The 21884-nt window shown below is 76.2% G+C and carries 21 protein-coding genes; 4 read left to right on the forward strand and 17 right to left on the reverse strand.

What is annotated here, in order from left to right:
• The first annotated feature begins 34 nt into the window (after nt 1–34).
• A complete protein-coding gene (locus tag JD78_RS14680; RefSeq protein WP_153362556.1) occupies nt 35–2662 on the forward strand; it encodes a putative bifunctional diguanylate cyclase/phosphodiesterase in 2628 nt (875 codons plus the stop codon).
• Nucleotides 2663–2671: 9 nt separating this feature from the next.
• Here the strand turns inward: JD78_RS14680 and menD are convergent, their stop codons facing one another.
• Together menD and JD78_RS14690 are read right to left on the reverse strand one after the other, a co-directional pair.
• The gene (menD, locus tag JD78_RS14685) at nt 2672–4438 is read right to left on the reverse strand and encodes a 2-succinyl-5-enolpyruvyl-6-hydroxy-3-cyclohexene-1-carboxylic-acid synthase (RefSeq protein ID WP_166521206.1); all 1767 of its coding nucleotides are present in this window, start codon (nt 4436–4438) and stop codon (nt 2672–2674) included.
• Nucleotides 4435–5397, reverse strand: coding sequence for an o-succinylbenzoate synthase (locus JD78_RS14690; protein WP_166521207.1), 963 nt, complete (start codon nt 5395–5397; stop codon nt 4435–4437). Before JD78_RS14690 ends, menD begins: the two co-directional genes overlap by 4 nt.
• A 58-nt stretch (nt 5398–5455) precedes the next feature.
• Here JD78_RS14690 and menE point away from each other — a divergent pair, with 58 nt between their 5' ends.
• Nucleotides 5456–6616 carry an o-succinylbenzoate--CoA ligase gene (gene menE / locus JD78_RS14695; RefSeq protein WP_153362568.1) on the forward strand — a complete coding sequence of 387 codons (1161 nt, stop codon included), beginning with the start codon at nt 5456–5458 and terminating at the stop codon, nt 6614–6616.
• A complete protein-coding gene (locus JD78_RS14700) occupies nt 6616–7485 on the forward strand; it encodes a 1,4-dihydroxy-2-naphthoate polyprenyltransferase (protein ID WP_166521208.1) in 870 nt (289 codons plus the stop codon). The genes menE and JD78_RS14700 overlap by 1 nt, the downstream gene beginning before the upstream one ends.
• 391 nt (nt 7486–7876) lie before the next feature.
• Here JD78_RS14700 and JD78_RS14705 read toward each other — a convergent pair whose 3' ends face one another.
• Both JD78_RS14705 and JD78_RS14710 read right to left on the reverse strand, forming a co-directional pair.
• The gene (locus JD78_RS14705; RefSeq protein ID WP_243731052.1) at nt 7877–8203 is read right to left on the reverse strand and encodes a DUF4229 domain-containing protein; all 327 of its coding nucleotides are present in this window, start codon (nt 8201–8203) and stop codon (nt 7877–7879) included.
• Nucleotides 8196–8663 (reverse strand): Lrp/AsnC family transcriptional regulator, encoded by a 468-nt coding sequence (locus JD78_RS14710; protein ID WP_228395473.1) that lies wholly within the window; start codon nt 8661–8663, stop codon nt 8196–8198. Before JD78_RS14710 ends, JD78_RS14705 begins: the two co-directional genes overlap by 8 nt.
• Before the next feature lie 118 nt (nt 8664–8781).
• Here JD78_RS14710 and JD78_RS14715 point away from each other — a divergent pair, with 118 nt between their 5' ends.
• Nucleotides 8782–9024 (forward strand): hypothetical protein, encoded by a 243-nt coding sequence (locus JD78_RS14715; protein WP_153362597.1) that lies wholly within the window; start codon nt 8782–8784, stop codon nt 9022–9024.
• A 123-nt stretch (nt 9025–9147) separates the two neighbouring features.
• Here JD78_RS14715 and JD78_RS14720 read toward each other — a convergent pair whose 3' ends face one another.
• From JD78_RS14720 to JD78_RS14780, 13 genes are all read right to left on the reverse strand, one after another.
• Nucleotides 9148–9390: a hypothetical protein gene (locus JD78_RS14720; RefSeq protein ID WP_153362598.1), complete on the reverse strand. Its 243-nt coding sequence runs from the start codon at nt 9388–9390 to the stop codon at nt 9148–9150.
• Nucleotides 9391–9544: 154 nt separating this feature from the next.
• A complete protein-coding gene (gene ccsB / locus JD78_RS14725) occupies nt 9545–10513 on the reverse strand; it encodes a c-type cytochrome biogenesis protein CcsB (protein ID WP_166521209.1) in 969 nt (322 codons plus the stop codon).
• Nucleotides 10510–12024: a cytochrome c biogenesis protein ResB gene (resB, locus tag JD78_RS14730; RefSeq protein ID WP_243731053.1), complete on the reverse strand. Its 1515-nt coding sequence runs from the start codon at nt 12022–12024 to the stop codon at nt 10510–10512. The genes ccsB and resB overlap by 4 nt, the downstream gene beginning before the upstream one ends.
• A 109-nt stretch (nt 12025–12133) precedes the next feature.
• A complete protein-coding gene (locus JD78_RS14735; RefSeq protein ID WP_153358757.1) occupies nt 12134–12958 on the reverse strand; it encodes a cytochrome c biogenesis CcdA family protein in 825 nt (274 codons plus the stop codon).
• A gap of 1 nt (nt 12959) precedes the next feature.
• The gene (locus JD78_RS14740; RefSeq protein WP_153358755.1) at nt 12960–13538 is read right to left on the reverse strand and encodes a TlpA family protein disulfide reductase; all 579 of its coding nucleotides are present in this window, start codon (nt 13536–13538) and stop codon (nt 12960–12962) included.
• Nucleotides 13531–14163 (reverse strand): histidine phosphatase family protein, encoded by a 633-nt coding sequence (locus JD78_RS14745; RefSeq protein ID WP_228395037.1) that lies wholly within the window; start codon nt 14161–14163, stop codon nt 13531–13533. The genes JD78_RS14740 and JD78_RS14745 overlap by 8 nt, the downstream gene beginning before the upstream one ends.
• 77 nt (nt 14164–14240) lie before the next feature.
• The gene (hemL, locus tag JD78_RS14750; protein WP_153358753.1) at nt 14241–15641 is read right to left on the reverse strand and encodes a glutamate-1-semialdehyde 2,1-aminomutase; all 1401 of its coding nucleotides are present in this window, start codon (nt 15639–15641) and stop codon (nt 14241–14243) included.
• Nucleotides 15638–16156 (reverse strand): hypothetical protein, encoded by a 519-nt coding sequence (locus JD78_RS14755; protein ID WP_153358752.1) that lies wholly within the window; start codon nt 16154–16156, stop codon nt 15638–15640. The genes hemL and JD78_RS14755 overlap by 4 nt, the downstream gene beginning before the upstream one ends.
• An 11-nt stretch (nt 16157–16167) precedes the next feature.
• Nucleotides 16168–17175 carry a porphobilinogen synthase gene (gene hemB, locus JD78_RS14760; protein ID WP_153358750.1) on the reverse strand — a complete coding sequence of 336 codons (1008 nt, stop codon included), beginning with the start codon at nt 17173–17175 and terminating at the stop codon, nt 16168–16170.
• Nucleotides 17172–18728, reverse strand: a complete 1557-nt coding sequence (locus JD78_RS14765; protein WP_153358748.1) for a bifunctional uroporphyrinogen-III C-methyltransferase/uroporphyrinogen-III synthase — start codon at nt 18726–18728, stop codon at nt 17172–17174. The genes hemB and JD78_RS14765 overlap by 4 nt, the downstream gene beginning before the upstream one ends.
• Nucleotides 18729–18816: 88 nt before the next feature.
• A complete protein-coding gene (hemC, locus tag JD78_RS14770; protein ID WP_153358746.1) occupies nt 18817–19758 on the reverse strand; it encodes a hydroxymethylbilane synthase in 942 nt (313 codons plus the stop codon).
• Nucleotides 19755–21173, reverse strand: a complete 1419-nt coding sequence (locus JD78_RS14775; protein WP_153358744.1) for a glutamyl-tRNA reductase — start codon at nt 21171–21173, stop codon at nt 19755–19757. The genes hemC and JD78_RS14775 overlap by 4 nt, the downstream gene beginning before the upstream one ends.
• Entirely contained in the window at nt 21170–21856 is a 687-nt protein-coding gene (locus JD78_RS14780) for a redox-sensing transcriptional repressor Rex (protein ID WP_153358742.1), read from the reverse strand. The genes JD78_RS14775 and JD78_RS14780 overlap by 4 nt, the downstream gene beginning before the upstream one ends.
• Nucleotides 21857–21884: the final 28 nt, after the last annotated feature.

Below are 21884 nucleotides of genomic sequence, written 5' to 3' on the forward strand. Positions count from 1 at the left end.
ACCGGGGCATCGGCGGCGACTCGGTGCCGGTGCCGTGGTCGCCGTGGGGACGGCGGCCGCCGTCGCGACGGTCCTGCTCCTCTCCGGCACCACCGCGGCCGGCTGCGCGTACCTGCTGGTGAGCACCGGGGCTGCGGCCGGGGCCTGGTACGGCGACCGGACGCGTCCGCAGAACCGCCGCACCCGGCGGCCCTGGCTGCCCATCGCGCTCACCGGCAACGCGCTGGGCGACCTCGCGTGGCAGCTGCAGGTCTGGCTGACCGGCTCGGCCCCGGGGGTCTCGGTGGCCGATCTGGGGTGGCTGGCCAGCTACGTCGCGCTCGCCGCGGCCTGCCTCACCGCCCGGTTCGACGGCCGTCCCCGGCCCGGCGCCCGGACGTACGCCCTGCTGGACGGCGCCGCGGCCCTGGCGGTGGCCCTCCTGCTGGTGCACCACAGCTCGGTGACCGAGACGCTCACCGATCACGGGGTGCCCACCCTCGCCCGCCTGGCCTGGATCGGCTACCCGGTGCTCGACGCCGTCGTCGTCGGGCTGATCGCCTGGCGGGTGATGCTCAACGGCCGGGTCCGCGCGGTCAGCGCACTCGTCCTCAGCGGCGCCCTGTGCTGGCTCGGCGCCGACCTCGGCTGGCTGCTGCTCGCCTCGCCGGACACCGTGAGTGGCTGGCTCGACGTCGCCTGGCTGGCCGGCATCCTGCTGTTCGCACTGATCCCCTGGGTGCCGCCGTCGTCCCCGGGTGGCGCCGGCGCCGCGGTCACCCGGCCCGGGCACGGCCCCTGGCGGGTGGCGATCACGATCGCGCCGTTCACCGCCCCGGCACTGGTCGAGGTGCTGGCCTGGCAGCGGCACGCCCACGTCAACCCGGTGCCGGGCCTGCTGGTGTGGACCGTCCTGCTGGCCATCAGCACCGTCCGCACCCGGCTCCTGGTCCGCGACAGCGCCCGCGCCTGGGCAGCGGTCCGCACCGAGGCCCGCCGGTCGGAGGCGCTGGCGCTGAACTCCTCCGACGCCGTGGTCGTCGTCGACCCGGCGGGGCGGCTGGTGGCCGACTCCCGGTCGATGGCCGAACTGCTGGGCCAGCCCGGTGCCGCCGGCGACTCGCTCCCGGCGATGCTGGCCACCATCGGCGTCGACCCGGCCGAGGTGCTGGCCGCCCTGGCCCGGGCCCGCGCACAGCCGGGGACCGCCACGGAGCTCGAACTCCGCGGCGGGCAGGCCGGCAGCGGCACCGTGTGGCTGGGTGGGCGCGCCGTCGACCTGCTCGACGACCCCGACGTCGGGGGCATCGTGGTCAGCGTCTACGACATCACCCCCCGCAAGCTCGCCGAGGCGGAGCTCGCCCACCAGGCGTTCTACGACGCGCTGACCGGCCTGGCCAACCGCTCGCTCTTCCTGGAGCAGACCGAGCAGGCGCTGCGCCGGGCCGGCCGCACCGGGACCCCGCCGGTCGTGCTGTGCCTGGACCTCGACGGCTTCAAGGACGTCAACGACAGCCTCGGCCACCTGGCCGGCGACGAGCTGCTGCGCACCGTCGCCTGCCGGCTGCGGGGCGCTGTCCGCGCGGCGGACACGGTGGCCCGGCTGGGCGGCGACGAGTTCGCCGTCCTGGTCGACGACCCCCGCGGCGGGCTGCCGGAGGCGACGGAGCTCGCCCAGCGGCTGCTGGACGTCATCGGGGCGCCCATCGACCTGGGCGGGCACCGGGTCTCGGTGGCCGCCAGCATCGGCGTCGTCGCCGCGGAGGCGTCCGCGACGCCGCTGTCGCTGTTCCGGGACGCCGACATCGCCATGTACCGGGCCAAGACCGCCGGCCGGGCCCAGTGGGTGGTGTTCGACCCGGAGATGCGGGCGGCTGCCCTGGAGCGGATCGAGCTGGAGCGCCAGCTGACCGGGGCCCTGGAGGCCGGGCAGCTGCGGCTGGTCTACCAACCCGTCGTCGACCTGGCCACCGAGCGGGTCGTCGGCTTCGAGGCGCTGCTGCGCTGGCACCACCCGGTGCTCGGGCCGATCGGTCCGGACCGGTTCGTCCCGGTCGCCGAGGACTCCGGGCTGATCGTGCCGATCGGCCGCTGGGTGCTGGCCGAGGCCACCCGCACCGCCGCCCGCTGGCAGCGCGCCCATCCCCGGGACACCCCGCTGTCGATGGCGGTGAACGTCTCCGCCCGCCAGCTGGCCGGTGGCACGCTGCTCGGGCACGTCACCGAGGCGCTGTCCGCCAGCGGCATCCCGCCCTCGTCGCTCGTGCTGGAGGTCACCGAGACCGCGCTGGTCACCGACCGGTCCGCGGTCGCCGCGCGGCTCGCCGAGCTGCGCGCGCTCGGCACCCGCCTGGCGCTGGACGACTTCGGCACCGGCTACTCGTCGCTGAGCTGGCTGCGCCAGTTCGACGTCGACGTGCTCAAGATCGACCGCTCGTTCGTGAGCCTGCTCGACGGCTCCCCGGACGACGCCGCGATCGTGCACGGCCTGGTCCAGCTGGGCCGCACGCTGCGCCTGGAGGTGGTGGCCGAGGGCGTCGAGACCGCTGCCCAGCGCGACCGGCTGCGCGCCGAGCGCTGCGACCTCGCCCAGGGCTACCTGTTCGCCCAGCCGCTGGAGGAGCCCGACGCCGAGCTGCTGCTCGCGGACTCGGACGCAGCGGCGCCCCGCGCCCCGGCCTGAGCCGGCCGATCAGCCCACTGCGGCGCGCAGCACCGACGCCGCGGCGTCGCGGAGCTGCCCGGCCAGCTCGGCCTCGGCGGCCGCGTCGGTGCGGACGACGACGACGCGGGGGCCGCCCGCGCCCAGCGCCGCGACCAGCTGCTCCGGCTCGGTGACCGCGGTGGCCGCCCAGCCCAGCGACCGGGCCACCGCCACCAGGTCGCGGCCGTGCGGCGTGCCGAACACCCGCCGGTAGCCCGCCGCGTACTGCGGCTGCCCCGGCTCCAGCTGGGCGAAGATGCCGCCGCCGTCGTTGTCCGGGACGACGACGGTCAGGTCCGGTCGCCGCTCGCCCTGCCCGGTGAGCAGCCCGGTGAGGTCGTGCAGGAACGTCAGGTCGCCCATCAGCGCGAACGCCGGGCCACCGCCGGCGCCCTGATGGGCCAGCGCGGCCCCGACGGCGGTGGAGATGGTGCCGTCGATGCCGGCGACGCCGCGGTTGGCCAGCACGGTCAGCCCGGGCCGGGGCACCGCCAGCCGGTCGACGTCGCGGACCGGGGTCGACGACCCCAGCACCAGCAGCGCCCCCGCCGGCAGGGTCGCCACCACGTCGCGGGCCAGCCGCGCGGCGGTGAGCGTCCGCCCGGGGCGGTCGTCGAGCAGCGCGTCGACGGCGATGCCCACCCGTTCGGCCGCCGCCGACCACTCGGCCGCCCACCCGCGCCCCGGGCGCGGGCCGCCCTCGCGCAGCGCCCTGCCCGGGTCCAGGTACGCGCTGCCGACCAGTGCGCTCCCCCGGCCCGGGTCCGCCCACCGGGGCGCCGGGGCGTAGGTCTCCACCGTCACGTCGGGGTCGGCGAGCAGTGCGTTGACCGGGCGGGACAGCGTCGGGCGGCCCACCACCAACACCCGGTCGGGGCGGTGCCCGGCCAGCCACTCCCGCGCGCCCAGCAGCAGCGCCGGTCCGCGCAGCGCCCCGGCGGCGCCCCACGCCCCGCTGCTGGGTTCGGCGAGCACCGGCCAGCCGCGCTGGTCGGCGAGGACGGCGGCGGCCCGGCCGACCCCCAGCGGCGCGTCGCCGGCGATCAGCAGGGTGCGTCCACCTGCGGGGTCGGGGCCGGTGAGCGGCGCGCCGTGCGGGGCGCGCCCGCCGGGGACCGCCGCCGTCCACGGCGCGCCGTCCGGACGGCCGGCGAACGGGCCGGTGGGCAGCGGCGGGCGGACGTCGGGGGTGACGTCGTCGGGCATCAGCGGCTCGCGCAGCGCCAGGTTCAGGTGCACCGGGCCGGGGTCGCCGGACAGCTCTCCGCAGGCCACCAGCAGCGCCTTGGCCACCAGCGAGCGCCAGTACCGGTTCTGCGCCGCCTCGCGGCCGGCCTCGGGCACCCCGACGTCGGCCGCCCAGCGCACCGCCCGCCCGTACAGGCCGGGCTGCTCGATGGTCTGGTTGGCCCCGGTCGCGCGCAGCTCCGGTGGCCGGTCGGCGGTCAGCGCGAGCAGCGGCACCCCGCTGGCGTCGGCCTCCAGCACCGCGGCGTGCAGGTGCGCGGTCGCCGTCCCGGAGGTGGTGAGCACCGGCACCGGCCGCCCGGCGGCCTTGGCCAGCCCCAGCGCCAGGAACGCCGCCGTCCGCTCGTCGATGCGCACGTGCAGCCGCAGCCGGCCGGCGGTCTCGGCGTCGGCGAGCGCGAGCGCGACCGGGGCCGACCGGGAACCGGGCGAGACGACCGCGTCGGTGACGCCGCCGCGGACCAGCTCGTCGACCAACACGCGGGCGAAGGCGGTGGCCGGGTTCACGGCGCCTGCACCGCGCTCAGCCGCTCGCGCCAGCGCCGCTCGGTCTCGGCGTCGGCCGCGGTCTGGGCGAGCCGGTCGGGCACGGGGCGGGTCACCGGCAGCGCGCCGTCGACCGGCAGCAGCGGTTCGCTGGCGACGTCGGCGGTGAACAGCGCGACCGTCGCCAGCCCGCAGGCGAACGGCAGCTCCGGCAGCGCCGCCGCCAGCGCCACCCCGGCGGCGATGCCCACCGAGCTCTCCAGCGCGGAGGAGACCACGCACGGCAGCCCGTGCGCCTCGGCCACCTCCAGCGCGGCCCGGACGCCGCCCAGCGGCTGCACCTTGAGGACGACGACGTCCGCGGCCTCGCGCAGGTCGACCCGCCGCGGGTCCGGCGCCCGGCGGACCACCTCGTCGGCGGCGATCCGCACGTCGACCCGGCGGCGCAGCGCGGCCAGCTCCTCGACCGTGGCCACCGGCTGCTCGGCGTACTCCAGGTCGAACCGGTCCAGCGCCGTCAGCCGGTCGGCCGCGGTGTCGACGTCCCAGGCGGCGTTCGCGTCGACCCGGATCGCGCCGGCCGGGCCGAGCGCGTCGCGGACCGCCTCGACCCGGGCCAGGTCGTCGGCGGCGGCCTGGCCGGGGTCGGCGACCTTCACCTTGGCGGTGCGGCAGCCGGAGGCGGCGACGATCTCGTGCGCCCGCTCCGGGCCCACCGCGGGCACCGTGACGTTCACCGGCACCGTGCCGCGCACCGGGTCGGGCCAGCCGAGCACCGCGGCCTCGTGGGCGCTGGCCCACCAGCGGCGGCTCTCGGCGACGTCGTAGTCCCAGAACGGGGAGAACTCGCCCCAGCCGGCCGGGCCGCGGACCAGCACGCCGTCGCGCACGTCGAGGCCACGGAAGCGGTTGCGCAGCCGCACGCGGTAGACGTGCGCCTCCAGCGCCGCACCGGCGCCGCCGGCTGCCGGGACGATCACCCGCCCAGCGTAGAGCGCACCCCGGTCACCTGCGGCCCGCGCAGTACCGTGGCTCCTCGTGCCCCGGCAGCTGACCCTCGTGCCGGCGCCGTCGGCCGCCGAGCCCGCCGCGGCGCTGGGCACCGTCTGGCCCGCACTGCGCGCCGCGCTGGCGGGTGGTGCCCCGCTGGCCGTGCTGCCCGCCGACCCCGGCCCGGCCGACGCCGCCCGGCAGCTGCTGCGCCCGGACGAGCCGCTGGAGCCGGGCACCGACCTGGTGGTGGTCACCTCCGGCTCGACCGGGAGCGGCAAGGGCGTGCTGCTGTCCGCCGGCGCGCTGCGCGCCTCGGCCACCGCCACCCTGGACCGGCTGGGCGGCGCGGGGAGCTGGCTGCTGGCGCTGCCGGTGTCCGCCGTCGGCGGGCTGCAGGTGCTGGTGCGCAGCGCGCTGGCCGACCGGGAGCCGGTGGTGCTCGGCCGCGGCGAGCCGCTGGCCGCCGCCACGGCCCGGCTGCCGGCCGGTGACCGCCGGTACGTCTCGCTCGTCCCGACCCAGCTGCGCCGGTTCCTGGCCGAGGAGCCCGACGCGCTGGCGTCCTTCGACGGCGTGCTCGTCGGCGGCGCGGCCAGCGACCCCGCGCTGCTCGCCGCGGCGCACGCCGCCGGGGTGCGCGTGCGCACCACCTACGGCATGAGCGAGACCGCCGGCGGCTGCGTCTACGACGGGGTGCCGCTGGACGGCGTCTCGGTGCGGGTGGCCGACGGCGGGATCGAGCTGACCGGGCCGGTGCTCGCGCACGGCTACCGGCTCGACCCCGCCGCCACCGCCGAGGCGTTCGCGCCTGGTCCCGGCGGCGGGGTGTGGTTCCGCACCCGGGACGCCGGGTCGGTCGACGACGACGGCCGGCTGACCGTGCACGGCCGGCTGGACGACGTGGTGATCAGCGGCGGGGTGAACGTCTCCCCGCCGGCGGTCGAGGCGCGGCTGCGCGAGCACCCGTCGGTCGCCGACGCCGTCGTCGCCGGGGTGCCCGATCCCGAGTGGGGTCAGCGCGTCGTCGCCGCCGTCGTCGCCGCCCCGGGCGCCGCCCCCCGGCTGGCCGAGCTGCGGCCGTGGGTGGCCGAGCGGCTCGGCGCCGCCGCCGCGCCCAAGGCGCTGCGCCTGATCGACACCGTCCCGACCCTGCACACCGGCAAGCCCGACCGGCGCGCCGTCCTCCACATCCTGGGAGACATCTAGTGGCCACCCCTGCCCAGTGGCTGGCGGGTGCCCGCCCCCGCACCCTGCCCGCCGCCCTCGCGCCGGTGTTCGTCGGCTCCGGCGTCGCCGCCGCGCTCGACGGGTTCCGGCTCGCCCCCGCCCTGCTGGCGCTGCTCGTGGCGCTCGCCCTGCAGGTCGCGGTGAACTACGCCAACGACCACTCCGACGGCAAGCGCGGCACCGACGCCGACCGGGTGGGCCCGATGCGGTTGGTCGGCTCCGGCGCCGCCAGCGCCCGGCAGGTGCTGGTCGCGGCGATGCTCGCCTTCGCCGTGGCCGCGGTGGCCGGCCTGGCGCTGGCCGCACTGTCCAGCTGGTGGCTGGTCGCGGTCGGCGCGGTGAGCATCCTCGCCGCCTGGACCTACACCGGCGGCCCGATCCCCTACGGCTACCGGGCGCTGGGCGAGGTGTTCGTCTTCGTCTTCTTCGGGCTGGTCGCCGTCGTCGGGACGACGTTCGCCCAGACCGAGTCGCTGGACGGGCTGGCGTTCGCGGCCGCGGTGCCGATCGGGCTGTGCTCGGTGGCGCTGCTGGTGGTGAACAACCTGCGGGACGTGCACGGCGACGCCGCCGTCGGCAAGCGCACGCTGGCGGTGCTCCTCGGCGAGGGGCGCACCCGGCTGTTCTTCACCGGGCTGCTCGTGGTGGTCTTCGCCGCGATCGTGCTGATCGGCCTGGCCCGGCCGTGGGCGCTGTCGGGGCTGCTCGCCGCGCCGCTGGCCGTGCCACCGGTGCGCACCGTGCTCGGCGGTGGCCGGGGCCCGGTCCTGATCGATGCGCTCAAGGGCACCGGTCAGCTGACCCTCGCCGTCGGCGTGCTGCTCGCCGTCGGCCTCGCCCTCAGCTGACAGGGCCCTCAGCTGAGTTCGGCAGCAAGGTGTGGCAGATGTGCGTGAGTCCCGCTGTCGTTCACTAGTCACGCGGCGTGGACGGCGGCCCGCAGGAGGAGCAGTTCGCCAGGGGGTACGGCCGCACAGCCAGGCCGTCCGCGAACGGCGGGCCCGAGCAATGTGCGGTCATGGCCGGTTCTGGACGCGGAAGCCGCCACGAACGCACATCACCGAGCCGTTGAACCGCCGAGAACCACAAGGAGGCTGCTTCTGGGCCTGGGTGGTCCATCGTCTCCGCTGTGCGTGCCGACCGCGGTCGGCCGCGCCCGGTTCTCTCACGGAACGTAGCCGGACTTGCGCACAGAACAACACACCCTGCTGCCGAACTCGCCGTCAGCTGACGGGGCCCTCAGCTGACGGCGTCGTCCTCGCCGCGCAGCTGGGCCCGGATCTGCTGCTTGCGCACGCTGCGCCCCGCGATCGCCTCGGTGAGCCGGTCGCGCATCGGGCGCAGCGCCAGGTAGGCCACCGGCATGCCCAGCAGCAGCCCGATCAGCAGCGCCGGGAAGCCGGGCAGCCCCAGCACCCAGATCAGCGCGATCAGGCCGGCCACGATCGCCAGCCGGGCCGCGGTGTAGGCCAGCAGCCACGGCACCAGCGGCGGCGGCTCCGCTGGTCCACCGGTCGGTCCGACCGGCCCCACGGGGGTCACCGGTGCCTGCGCGTCGTCAGCCACGACGTCCCTCCCACTTCGTTGAAAGAACCACCGTGGTCCGGGTGCGGGCCACGCCCCGGATCCGGTTGATGGCACTGATGGTGTCCTCCAGCGCCGGGATGTCGGGCACCCGCACCTTGAGCACGTAGCCCTCGCTGCCGGCCACCCGCCAGCAGTCCTCGACCGGGGTGAGCGCGGCGAGCGCCTCCTCCAGACCGACGTCGTCCACCTGGTCGCTCTCGATCACGCCCACCAGCGCGGTGACGCCCAGGCCCACCGCGGCCGGGTCGACCTCCGCGCGGTACCCGGTGATCACCCCGGCGGCCTCCAGCTTGCCCACCCGTTCGTGCACGGAGGGCGCCGAGAGGCCCACCTGCCGGGCGAGCTCGGCGTAGCTGGCCCGCCCGTTCGCCCCCAGCAGCGCGATCAGCTGCTCGTCCACCGCGTCGATGACGCCCCTCCGGTCCTGCCGTGGTCGCACCCGGCGTCCCTGTGGAGCCGCTGTGCCCGGTCTGTGCGCCTCGCACGCTCCGCGCGAGATCACCGGGTCCCAGTATCGGCGCGGTCGTACATTGGGTGCTGACGAGGGGGGTGGACCGATGGTCTTCCTGGTGATGCTGGTGATCGCTGCCGCGGTGGTCGTGCTCGTGATGCGGGCTGCCGCGGCTCAGGGCGGGGGTCCCGGCGGCTCGGGTGGGATCGGGCGGCCCGGTGCCGGACCCCGGCCGCCACGGCCGCCGAAGGCCCAGCGCCCGACCCGGCCGGTGGCGCCCGACGACGACCCGGAGTTCCTCCGGGAGCTCGAGCGCCGGGCCAAGCGGGACGACGGCAGCCTGAGCTGAACCGCCGCCCGCAGACGACGCGAGCCGTCAGCCTCCCCGGAGGCTGACGGCTCGCGTCGTTCCCGGCCCCGCTGCCGGGTCCCACCGCGAGCCAGCGAGTGGTGGGGGCAGCGGGGTCCTTGTTCAGGCGGCGGTGCGAGAGCCGCCGAAGAGCCGGCGCCAGCCGGTCCGGCGCGGGGTGGCGTGCTCCTCCGCCGGGACCTCAGCACGGTCGGTGCCGCCGTCGACGTCCAGGTCGCCGGGCCAGCCGAGGCCGGTGCCGTCGGCCGGGTCGCCCGGCCAGCCGAGCCCACCGGAGCCGGCGGCGTGCCGGGGGCCGGACGGCTCGGGCCGCTGCTGCAGCGCCGCGGCGACGAGCGGGTGCACGGACGCGCCCTCAGCCGCCAGGTGCCTACCCACAGTGAACTCCACCGGGTTCAGTCATGCGCCGAGGATGGCACGAACGCGCACCTGGCCGCGAGTCGCCACCGACCCACCCGGTGTGCCATTCACCCGATCGTGACCCTGGGTGACCGGAGGGTCAGTTGACGCCGCCGTAGCTGTGCAGCCCGGTGGACACCAGGTTGACGAACAGCAGGTTGAAGATCATCACGACCAGGCCGACGATGTTGATCCAGGCGGCGGGGCGACCGCGCCAGCCGGACGTCGTCCGGGCGTGCAGGTAGGCGGCGTAGACCACCCAGGCGATGAACGCCCAGGTCTCCTTGGGGTCCCAGCCCCAGAAGCGGCCCCAGGCGCTCTCCGCCCAGATCGCACCGGCGATGACCGCGAACGTCCAGATCGGGAAGCCGAAGACGGCCGTGCGGTGCGCGGTGCGGTCGAGCGCCGCCGCCGTGGGCAGCCGGTCCAGCAGGGACGGCGCCAGGACCTCCCCCGCCGCCGCGCGGGACTCGCGGCGACTGCGGACCAGGTACAGGATGCTGGCGATCCCGCTGACGAAGAAGATGCCGAAGCCCAGCGTCGCGGTGCTCACGTGCACCGCCAGCCAGCTGGAGCGCAGCGCGGCCACCAGCGGACCGGTCTCCACGTAGAGGAACAGCCCGATCAGCACCAGCGAGAGGACGACCGGGGCCAGCACGAAGACGCCGATGTGCCGCAGGGACGGCGTGCGCACGGCCAGCACCGCGTAGGCGATGACCGCCACGAGCACCACCGCGGTGGAGAACTCGTACATGTTGCCCCAGGGCAGCCGGTCGGCGGCCATCCCCCGGGTGACCAGCACCCCGGCGTGGGTCAACGCGCCGGCGACGGTGAGGACCATCCCGGCCAGGCCCAGCCGGCGGGCCCGGCCGGTCTCCGGCGCGTCGTCCGCACCGGCCGGGGTGCCGATGGGCTCGGCCGGTGCGTGGCCGGCCGCGACGAGCGCACGGGCACGGGCGGGCCGGCCGAAGGCCAGCTCGGCGCAGAACGCCACCACGGCGAGCGAGTACAGGCCCACGGTGACGGAGAAGAGCGTGTCGGACAGCGCGGCGAGCGACTCGTCGATCACGACGGCGGTGCCTCTCTCTCGGGTGACGGGGGCGGTGCCGGTGCGGTCGCGGCCAGCGCGCGCGTGACGTCGTCGGTCAGCTCGGCGAACCGGGGGCCGGTGTCGGCGCTGCCCCGCGTCAGCGAGCCGATCGACAGCACCGTACCCCCGCCGTCGGCCGCCGGGCCGACCCGGGCGAAGACCCGCTCGCGGCGCACCAGCAGCATGCCGAGCAGCCCGACGAGGACCGCGATCGCGGCGCCGAGCACCCAGATCTGGCCGGGGTCGTGGGACAGCTGCAGGGCGGCGAACTGCCGGTAGCTGCTGAAGGTGACCACGGTGCCGTCCGGCAGCGTCGTCGACTCCCCGACCGCCAGGTTGGCCCGGCCGACCTCGGTGAGCCGGTCCTGGTCGATCAGCCGCTGGTCGAGCGTGTAGACCGACTGCGGCAGCCCCGAGTCCAGCCCCAGGTAACCGGAGTAGACGAAGACCGCGACCTGCGGGTCGAGCGGGCGCGGGTCGGCCGAGGAGAGGATGCCGCCCTGCACGACACCGGTGGGGGCGAAGAAGCCCTGGATCGCCAGCTGCTCGGTGATGCCGGCCCCGAGGTCGGGGAGCTTGAGCACGCCCTCGCTGCCCATGACGGCCTGATCGGTGGGGAGGAACGGAGCGCAGGCGTCGGTGATCGGCTCGGCGCCGGGCACCGCCACGGTGAAGCACGGGCTGTAGCCGTGGCCGGTCACGTACACCCGGTCGCCGTCGGTGCGCAGCGGGTCGTTGACCCCGATCGTCGTCTCCTGGTCGGCACCCCCGCCGGCCGGGCCGTAGGTGATGTCGGCGGTGTAGGAGGCCGCAGTGCCGTTCTCCTCGTAGGTGGCGGAGAAGTCGGCCAGGTCCACGCAGAGGTCCGACATCTCGCCGTTGTCGACCAGCGGGCCGGCCGAGTAGGTGTCGTACTGCTGGACGGTGTTGCAGAACCCGGAGCCCTCGGTGACCAGGATGCTGCCCTCGTAGCCCCACAGCTTCCCGCCGGCCAGGCCGAGCAGCAGCGCCAGCAGGGAGAGGTGGAACAGCACGTTGCCGGTCTCGCGCAGGTACCCCTTCTCCGCCGACAGCTCCGGACCGGCCTTCCCGTCGCGGCGGACCACCCGGAACCGGCGGACCCGCAGCTCCTCCTCCACCACGTCCAGCGCCGCGGGTGCGGCCAGCGGGGTGGGCAGCGTGGCCGACTCCGGCAGCCGGTGCAGGTGCCGGGGTGCCGTGGGCGGCGGGGTGAACAGCGTGCGGCCGTGCTCGACCGCCCGCGGGAACACGCAGCCGATCAGCGAGATGAACAGCAGCAGGTAGATCGCGGCGAACCACGGCGAGCTGAACACGTCGAACAGGAACAGCCGGTCCAGCCACGGCGCGAGGGTCGGGTGGTCGACGAAGTACTGGTTGACGTTGGTCTGCGACAGCGACCGCTGCGGCAGCAACGACCCGGGGATGGCGGCCAGGGCGAGCAGGAACAGCAGGATCAGCGCGGTGCGCATGGCGGTGAGCTGTCGCCACCAGCGGAGCAGGCGGTTGGCCAGCCGGCGCCCGGCCGAGGGCGGGGCGGCGGGGCCGGGGCGGCAGCCGCGCGCGGCTGGGCGGTGGTGGTCACAGCGGCGCGCTCTCCGCGAGGCCGGTGGCGGCCAGCCAGCCCTGCAGCCAGCGCATCATCTCGGTCCACGCGCCGGTGACCAGCAGCAGCCCGACGAGCACCAGGACGGCGCCGCCGAAACGGGTCACCGCGCGGGCGTGGGTCTTCAGGAAGGACATGGTGCCGACCGCCCAGCGCGCGCCGAGCGCGACCAGCACGAACGGCACGCCCAGCCCCAGGCAGTAGGCCAGGCCCAGCAGTGCACCGCGGCCGGCGGTCGCCTCCTGGAAGGCGAGGTTCTGCACCGCCGACAGGGTGGGGCCCAGGCACGGGGTCCAGCCGAGGCCGAAGACGACACCGAGCAGCGGTGCCCCGGCCAGCCCGGCGGCCGGGCGGGCGTTCAGCCGGGCGGTGCGCTGCAGGAACGGCAGCCAGCCGAGGAAGCCGAGCCCGACGGCGATGGTGACCACGCCCATCACCCGGGTGATGATGTCGTTGTACTGCAGCAGCAGCCGACCCATACCGCCGAAGGCGCTGCTCAGCGCCACGAAGACCACGGTGAAGCCGAGCACGAACAGGACGGCGCCGAGCACCATGCGCCGGCGCGGCGCCCGCTCGGTGGTCTCCTGCCGCACCGCCGTCGCCACGCCGCTCCCGGTGGCCGGAGCCGTGGCGCGGGTGCCGGTGCCGGTGCCGACCAGGCCGGTGACGTAGGAGAGGTAGCCGGGCACCAGCGGCAGCACGCAGGGGGAGGCGAAGCTGATCAGCCCGGCGAGCGCGGACACCAGCGCCGCGACCAGCAGCGGGCCGTCGGCGACCAGGCCCTGCACCCCGTCGCCCACCTCAGGCCTCCCCGGTCAGCTGCGCCAGCACCGTGCGCAGGTCGTCCTGGCGCACCTCACCGGTGTACACCGCCGCGACCCGGTTCTCGCGGTCGAGGACGATCGTCGAGGGGATGGCGTTGGCCGGGTAGTCGCGGAAGGCCAGCGCGACCTCGCCCCGCGGGTCGTAGAGCGAGGGGAAGGTGATGCCCTTCGTCGCCACGAAAGCGTCGGCGAACTGCTGATCGGTTTCCTTGACGTTGAGGCCGAGGAACTGGACGCCGTCGTCGCGCACCTCGTCGTAGACCTCCTGAAACTGCGGGGTCTCCACCCGGCACGGCGGGCACCAGGACCCCCAGAAGTTGAGCACCGCGACGTCGCCGGCCAGCTCGGTGGAGTCGAAGTCCCCACCGTCGAGCAGGGTGCCGGAGAACTCCGGCGCGCTCTCCCGCTCCCCCTCGGGGATGACCTCGCCGGCCGGGGTGCTCGCCACGTAGCGGAACTCCCCGCCGTTGTTCACGTCCACGGCGCTCTCGCCGCTCGTGCACCCGGCCAGCAGGACGCCGGCCAGCGCGAGCGCGGCCGCCAGGCTGCTACGCACCGGGCACCTCGTCCGGGTCGGTGGCGCCGGCCGGCTCGGCGTAGGAGATGCCCACCAGCCGGTCGCCGTCGTAGCTGAGGGAGGTGACGCTGGCCAGGCCGCACTCCCGTCGGCGCGGGTCGTGCACGTACCGGCGACCCTCCACGTGCAGCCGCACCGTCCAGATCGGCAGCTGGTGGCTGACCAGCACCGCGGCCGAGCCGCGGGCAGCGTCCCGGGCGGTCTCGACCGCGGCCAGCATGCGGGCGGCGATCTCCACGTACGGCTCGCCCCAGGACGGCCGGAAGGGGTTGCGCATCAGCCACCAGTTGGCCGGCCGGCGCAGCGCGCCGTCGCCGACCCCGAAGGTCTTGCCCTCGAACGCGTTGCCGGCCTCGATGATCCGGTCGTCGGTGTGGATCTCCAGCCCCAGCGCATCGCTGATCGGCTGCGCGGTCTGCTGCGCCCGCTCCAGCGGGCTGGCCACCAGGTGCGTGACGCCCTTGTCGGCGAACCACTCGGCGCCCGCCAGCGCCATCGCCTCACCGGTGACCGACAGCCGGTAGCCGGGCAGCCGGCCGTAGAGCACGCCCGCCGGGTTGTGCACCTCGCCGTGCCGCATCAGGTGGACGGTCGTCTGGCTCACGCTGTTCAACGGTTCGCTCCCGCCCAGCGCTCCGCTCCTCGCTCGTTCCTCGCTGCGATGCTCACGCTGGTCTTCGCTCACGGCTGCAGCTCCTGGGCGTCGGTGGAGACGGCGGACGGCGCCGGTCCCCCGGCAGCGGCCGCGGCGGCCGAGGCGGCGGCGGGCAGGGCGGCGAGCACGTGCTCGACGGCCTCGTCGTCCAGCGCGGCGCTGACGAACCACGCCTCGAACGCCGACGGCGGCAGGTACACCCCGCGGGCGAGCATCGCGTGGAAGAAGGCGGTGTGCGCCGCGACGTCCTGGGTGCGGGCGTCGGCGTAGTCGCGCACCTGCCGCTCGTCGGGGACGAAGAACACCGAGAACATCGACCCGGCCTGCTGCACCCGGTGCGGCACGCCGGCGGCGAACAGCGCCGCGCTGGCGGCGCCGCGCAGCGTGGCGGCGACCTCGTCGCAGCGCGCGTAGACCTCGTCGGTGCACAGCCGCAGCGTGGTGAGCCCGGCGGCGACGGCGACCGGGTTCCCGGCCAGCGTGCCCGCCTGGTACACCGGCCCGGACGGGGCGAGCTGCTCCATCACCTCGGCGCGGCCGCCGAACGCCGCGGCCGGCATGCCGCCGCCCATGACCTTGCCGAAGGTGAACAGGTCGGCGTCGACCGGGTCGAGGCCGTACCAGCCGGCGCGGGACACCCGGAAGCCGGTCATCACCTCGTCGACGAGCAGCAGCGCGCCGTGCGCGGCGGTGATCCGGCGCAGCTCGGCGTTGAAGCCGTCCAGCGGCGGGACGACGCCCATGTTGCCCGGCGCCGCCTCGGTGACCACGCACGCGATCTGGTCACCGCGCTCGGCGAAGACGGCCTCGACCGCGGCGACGTCGTTGTAGGGCAGCACGATCGTGTCGGCCGCGGCCCCGGTGGTGACGCCCGGGGTGTCGGGCAGGCCGAGCCGGGCGACGTCGGAGCCGGAGGCGTGCAGCAGGGTGGCGACGCCGGAGCCGGCGGAGGCCAGCAGCGCGTCGACGTGGCCGTGGTAGCAGCCGGCGAACTTCACCACCAGCGGCCGCCCGGTGTACCCGCGGGCCAGCCGGAGCGCCGAGAGCACCGCCTCGGTGCCGGAGTTGACCAGCCGCACCCGCTCGACCGGGTCGACGCGGCCGGCGATCTCCTCGGCCAGCTCGGCCTCGGCCGCGGTGGGCGTGCCGAAGGTGAAGCCGTTGCGGGCCGCGGCGGTGACGGCGGCGACCACCTCGGGGTGCGCGTGCCCCAGGATCATCGGCCCCCAGGAGGCCACCAGGTCGACGTAGCGGCGGCCGTCGGCGTCGGTGAGCCAGGGGCCGGAGCCCGAGGCCATGAACCGGGGGGTGCCACCGACGGCGCGGAAGGCGCGCACCGGGGAGTTGACCCCGCCCGGCGTCACCTGCCGGGCCCGGTCGAACAACTGCGCCGACGCCGGCGCCTCGTACGGGTAGGGCTCGGTCACGGCTCCACTCTCCCAGGCGGATCTGTGGGAGCGCCGCCCCCGGGGTGCCCGGCCAGGATGGCGACGGTCACAGCCCGCGGCGCGCGGGTCGGGACGAGCACGGTGCCGCCGTCGGTACGCCGCAGCGGCAGCCCGGTGCGGCCCCGCGGCAGCGACCAGCCACCGCCCAGCACGGGGGCGCCGGCGTCCACCCCCGCCGTCCCGGCCTGGACGGCGCGCAGGTGGTCGGCGTCGACGTCGGCCAGCGGGATCCGCTCCCGGCCGACGCTCAGCGCGGCGTCGGAGCCGCGACCGCCGACCCGCACGGTCCAGGCCCGGCGGGCCGACAGCGTGCCGGCGGCCAGCACCCCCAGCACGAGGCCGGCGACCACGGCGACCACCCCGGCCGACAGGCCCGGCAGCAGTGCGGCGAGCACCAGCAGCGCGCCCAGCACGGCGGCGGCCAGCCAGAACAGCCGCCACGACCCCCCGGGCTCGACGTAGGTCGCGTCGGCCGGGGGCTCGGGGTCGGTCATCGGGGTTCCGCTTACCGCAGCCAGCGGGCGGCCTCGACCGCCCAGTAGGTGAGCACCGACCCCGCGCCGGCCCGGCGGATCGCGGTCAGCGTCTCCAGCACGGCCCGCTGCCGGTCGACCCAGCCGTTCGCGGCGGCCGCCTCGACCATCGCGTACTCACCGCTGACCTGGTAAGCGGCCACCGGGACGTCGACGGCGTCGGCGACCCGGGCGACGATGTCCAGGTAGGGCAGCGCCGGCTTGACCATGACGGCGTCCGCGCCCTCGGCGAGGTCCTGCGCGACCTCGCGCAGCGCCTCGTCGGCGTTCGGCGGGTCCATCTGGTAGGTCGAGCGGTCGCCGAACTGCGGCGCGCCCTCGGCGGCCTCACGGAAGGGGCCGTAGAAGCCGGAGGCGTACTTCGCCGCGTAGGCGAGGATCGGCGTCTCGGTGTACGCGGCGCTGTCCAGCCCGGCGCGGATGGCCGCGACCTGGCCGTCCATCATCCCGCTGGGCGCGATCACGTGCGCCCCGGCCTGGGCCTGGGCGATCGCCACGGCGGCGTACCGGTCCAGCGTGGGGTCGTTGTCCACGACGCCGGCGGGTGTCACGACGCCGCAGTGCCCGTGGTCGGTGTACTCGCAGAGGCAGAGGTCGGCCATCAGCACCAGCTCGTCGCCGAGGTCGGCGCGCAGGTGCTGCAGGGCACGGTTGACCACGCCGTCGGCCGCGTCGGCCTGCGACCCGACCGGGTCCTTGTCGGCGGGGATGCCGAAGAGCATCAGCCCGCTGATGCCCGCCTCGGCGGCCTCGTGCGCGGCCTGCCGCAGCGAGTCCTGGGTGTGCTGGACGACACCGGGCATCGAGCTGATCGGCTGCGGCTCGGCGATGCCCTCCTTGACGAAGACGGGCAGCACCAGGTCGGCCGGGGCCAGCCGGGTCTGCGCGGTCCACCGCCGCATCGCCGGGGTGGAGCGGAGCCGGCGCCCCCGGGCGAACCCGGGGTGAGCGCCGGCCCGGCGTACGTCGGGGTCGGTCACTTCTCGCCCTCGGCCTCGGCCCGGCGGGCCTGCGCGAACTCGGCCAGCGCGTCGACCAGCGGGCCGACGGCCGCGGTCTCGGGCTGGACGTCGACCCGCAGGCCGAACTCGGTGGCGCTGGCGGCGGTGGCCGGGCCGATCACCGCGACGACGGTCTTGGCGTGCGGCTTGCCGGCGATGCCGACCAGGTTGCGCACGGTGCTGGAGGAGGTGAAGCAGACCGCGTCGAAGCCGCCACCCTTGATCGCCTCGCGCACCGCGGCCGCCGGCGGCGCCGCCCGGACGGTCCGGTAGGCGGTGACGTCGTCGATCTCCCAGCCACGCTCGACCAGGCCCGCGGCCAGGGTCTCGGTCGCGATGTCGGCGCGGGGCAGCAGCACCCGGTCGATCGGGTCGAAGACGTCGTCGTAGGGCGGGAAGTCGGCCAGCAGGCCCTCGCTGGACTGCTCGCCGGTGGGCACCAGCTCCGGCACGATGCCGAAGTCGCGCACCGCCTGGGCGGTCTGCTCACCGACGCAGGCGACCTTGACGCCGGCGAAGGCCCGGGCGTCCAGGCCCAGCTCCACGAACTTCTCCCGCACCGCGCGCACGGCGTTGGTGGAGGTGAACACGATCCAGCCGTAGCGGCCGGTGACCAGGCCCTTGACCGCGCGGTCCATCTGCGCGGGGCTGCGCGGCGGCTCGACGGCGATGGTCGGCACCTCGACCGGGACGGCGCCGTAGGCGCGCAGCCGCTCGCTCATCTCGCCGGCCTGCTCCTTGGTGCGGGGCACCAGCACGCGCCAGCCGAACAGCGGGCGGCTCTCCCACCAGCCGAGCTTGCCGCGCTTGTCCACGGCGGAGCCGACGGTCACCACGACCGGGCCGGTGAGCGCGTCGAGCCCGGCGGACTTCTCCGCCACGGCCGCCAGCTTGCCGGCGATGCTCTTCTGCGCGGTGCCGCTGCCCCCGGTGGTGACCAGGACCGGCGTGGCGCCGGAGAGGCCGCCCTCGACCAGGCCGGCGGCCAGGGTCGGCAGCTGCTCGGCGGAGGCCTGCAGCACCAGCGCGGCCCCGGTGCCCGAGGCGGCGGCGGCCAGCGCGGCCAGGTCGGCCGGGGCCTCGGCGCCCGGGCGCACGTCGGCGGTCACCGAGGTGCCACCCAGCGGGACGCCGGCGTAGCCGGGCACCGCGGTGCTCACCGCGACGCCGGGGACGACGTCGAACGGGACGCTGGTACGGGTGACCGCGAGCGCCTCCTTGACCACGGCGTCACTGGTGAACGGGTCACCGGCGACCAGCCGGACCACCACGTTGCCGCTCTTGGCCGCGGCGACGGCGCCCTTGGCCACGTCGGCCGGCTCACCGCTCACCGGGGTCAGCTCGAGGTCCGGGTACGCCTCGCGCACCGCCTCGGTGACGGCGGCGGAGACGTCGGGGTCGACCAGCACCGTGTCGGCGCCGGCGAGCGCTGCGCTCGCCCGGGCGGTCAGCAGCTCCGGGTCACCGGGGCCGGCACCGACGAACACCACGGTGCCCTTGCTGCTGCCGTTCTGCTTGCGTGAGCGCGTCATCGCGTGCTCCTGTTCCTGCCCCCGGAGGGGGTCGCTGCGGGTGGTACGGGGTCGGAGGAGCGGGTGGGCACCCGCTCGGGATGGCGCGTCACCGGGGTGTCGCCATCAGCGCGGCGGCGCCGCGGTCGAGCAGTTCGGCGGCCAGCTGGCGGCCCAGCGCCTCGGCCTCGACGGCCGGGCCGGTGAGCGAGCCGCGGATGCCGTCGCTGCCGTCGATCGCGGTCACCGAGGCGCGCAGGTAGAGCTCGGCCGCGCCGTGCTCGTCCTCGGCCAGCTCGGCGGAGGCCGCCACGGGCGCGCTGCAGCCGGCCTCCAGCGCGGCGAGCACGGCGCGCTCGGCGGCGACGCAGGCGCGGGTGGCCGGGTCCTCCAGGACGGCGAGCAGCTCGCGCACCCGGGAGTCCTCGGTGCGGCACTCGACGGCGAGCGCGCCCTGGGCCGGCGCGGGCAGCACCTGGAGCGGGTCGAGCACCTCGGTCACCGCGGCCAGCCGGTCGATCCGGGCCAGCCCGGCGCGGGCCAGCACGACGGCGTCCAGGTCGGCGTCCGGCCCGAGGGCGCGGGCCATCCGGGTGTCCACGTTGCCGCGGATCGGCACCACGTCCAGGCCGAGGCCGAGCGCGCGCAGCTGCGCCATCCGCCGGGGAGCGCCGGTGCCCACGCGGGCGCCGGCGGGCAGCTCACCGAGGGTGAGCCCGTCCCGGGCGACGAGCGCGTCCCGGGCGTCCTCGCGGGGCGGGACGGCGGCGAGCGTCAGCCCCGGGGCGGGCGCGGTGGGCAGGTCCTTGTAGCTGTGCACCGCGAGGTCGACCTCACCGCGCAGCAGCGCCTCGCGCAGCGCCGCGACGAAGACGCCGGTGCCGCCGAGCTGGGTGATCGCCTCCATCGAGCGGTCGCCGTAGGTGCTCACGTGCACCAGCTCGACCGGCACGCCGGTGGCCGCGGTCAGCGCGTCGGCGACGTGCGAGGACTGGGTGAGGGCGAGCTGGCTGGCGCGGGTGCCCAGCCGCAGCGGCGCGGCGGCGGTCACGGGGCACCCCCGGCGCGCCCCTCGCGGGCGGCCTCGATCCGCGGGTCCAGCGCCGACAGCGGGGTGCCGGCCGGGAGCTGCGGGTCGACGGTGACCGCGTCGGAGAGGGTGGCCCGGTCGCCGTCGGTGGCGCCGGACAGGCCCAGGCCGAACAGCGCGCGCAGCGCGTCGGCGTAGTCGGTGCCGCCGGGAGCGGAGGCCAGCTCCTTCACCCGGACGGTCGGCTCGTGCAGCAGCTTGTCGACGACGCGGCGCACGGTGCGGGCGATCTCGCTGCGGGCCTTGGCGTCCAGGTCGGGCAGCCGGGTGGACAGCCGCAGCAGCTCGGCGTCGACGACGTCGGCGGCCTGGCTGCGCAGCGCGGAGACGGTGGGCGCCACGGCGGCGGCCTGCCGCTCGGCACGCAGCAGCGAGGTCTCCAGCTCGACGAGCGCGTGGGCGGCGGCGATGTCGTCGGCGGCGACCGACCCGGCCACCGGCTGCCCCGGGTGGGCGGCCCGCTCCCCCTGCAGCATCGCCAGGTCGACCACGTGCACGCCGGGCAGGCCGGCGACGGTGGCCTCGACGTCGCGGGGCAGCGCCAGGTCGACGACGACCAGGCGCCGGTCACCCCGGCCGCTCATCGCGCCGGCGACCAGCTCCTCGCCGATCACCGTGCCGGTGGCGCCAGTGCAGGTGACCAGCACGTCGGCGGCGGCCAGCTCCACGGGCAGCTGGTCCAGGTCGGCCTGCCGGCCGCCGATCGTCTCGGCCAGGCGCGCGGCGCTGGCCGGGGTGCGGCTGCTGACGGTGACCGCGGCGCCGCGGCGGGCCAGCGTGGTCGCGGCCAGCGCGCCCATCGAGCCCGCGCCGACGACGAGCACCGGGCGGCCGGTCAGGTCACCGATCAGGTCGGTCACCCGGTCCAGCGCGACCGACACCAGCGAGGCGCCGGCCCGGTCGATGCCGGTCTCGGCGTGCACCCGCTTGCCCACCCGCAGCGCGCGCTGGGCGATCGGGTGCAGCTCGCGCCCGACCGTGCCCTGCTCCTGGGCCAGCGCGTAGGCGGCGCGCAGCTGCCCGAGCACCTGCGTCTCCCCCACGACCATCGAGTCCAGGCCCGCGGCGACCGTGCACAGGTGCCCGATCGCCTGGTCCTCGTAGTAGACGGTGACGTAGGGCGAGAGCTCCTCGACCGTGGCGCCGGCGTGCCGGGCGAGCACCCGGCTGACGTCGGTGACGCCGCCGTGGAAGCGGTCGACCTCGGCGAAGACCTCGATCCGGTTGCAGGTGGCCAGCACCATGGCCTCGCTGACGTGGTCGCTGTCGAGGAGCTCGTGCAGCGTCTTGACCGTGTCGTCGCCGCTCATGCTGACCTGCTCGAGCAGGGCGACCGGCGCGGTCTGGTGGCTGATCCCGACGGCGAGCAGGCTCATCCCAGGCTCCCCGCGGTGCGCAGTGCGGCTGCCGGCGCGGGCACCTGGGCGCGCTGCTGGTCCAGGAAGGCCAGCACCTGCAGCTCGACGGACAGGTCGACCTTGCGGACGTCGACGCCCGCGGGGACGGACAACGCCACCGGCGCGAAGTTCAAGATGCTCCTCACCCCGGCCGCGACGAGCCGGTCGCAGACCGACTGCGCCACCTCGGCCGGTGTCGTGATGACGCCGATCGTGGCGGCGGTGGCTCGCACCACCGCCTCGAGCTCCTCCACCGGGCGGACCGTGCAGCCGCCCACCCGGGTCCCCACCGTGGCGGGGTCGCTGTCCAGCAGGCCGACGAAGGTGAAGCCGCGGCTGGCGAAGCCGGTGTAGTCGGCCAGCGCCGAGCCGAGGCGGCCGAGCCCGACGAGCACGCACGGCCGGGACCGCTCGCCGCCGAGAGCCTCGGAGAGACGTGCGCGCAGACCGGCCACCGAGTAGCCGACCCCCCGCACGCCGCAGGGCCCCAGGTGCGAGAGGTCCTTGCGGAGGCCGGCGGGGTTGACCCCGGCGGCGGAGGCCAGCTCGCCGGAGGAGACATGGCTGCGACCGTCGTCGGCGAGACCGGCCAGCACCCGCAGGTACACGGCCAGCCGGGCGACGGTGGCCTCCGGGATGTTCCGGGGCCGCGACTGGGTCACGGGCAGACTCTCCAGCGATCCGAACGCG

This window comes from Modestobacter roseus (genome assembly GCF_007994135.1).
GTDB lineage: Bacteria > Actinomycetota > Actinomycetes > Mycobacteriales > Geodermatophilaceae > Modestobacter > Modestobacter roseus.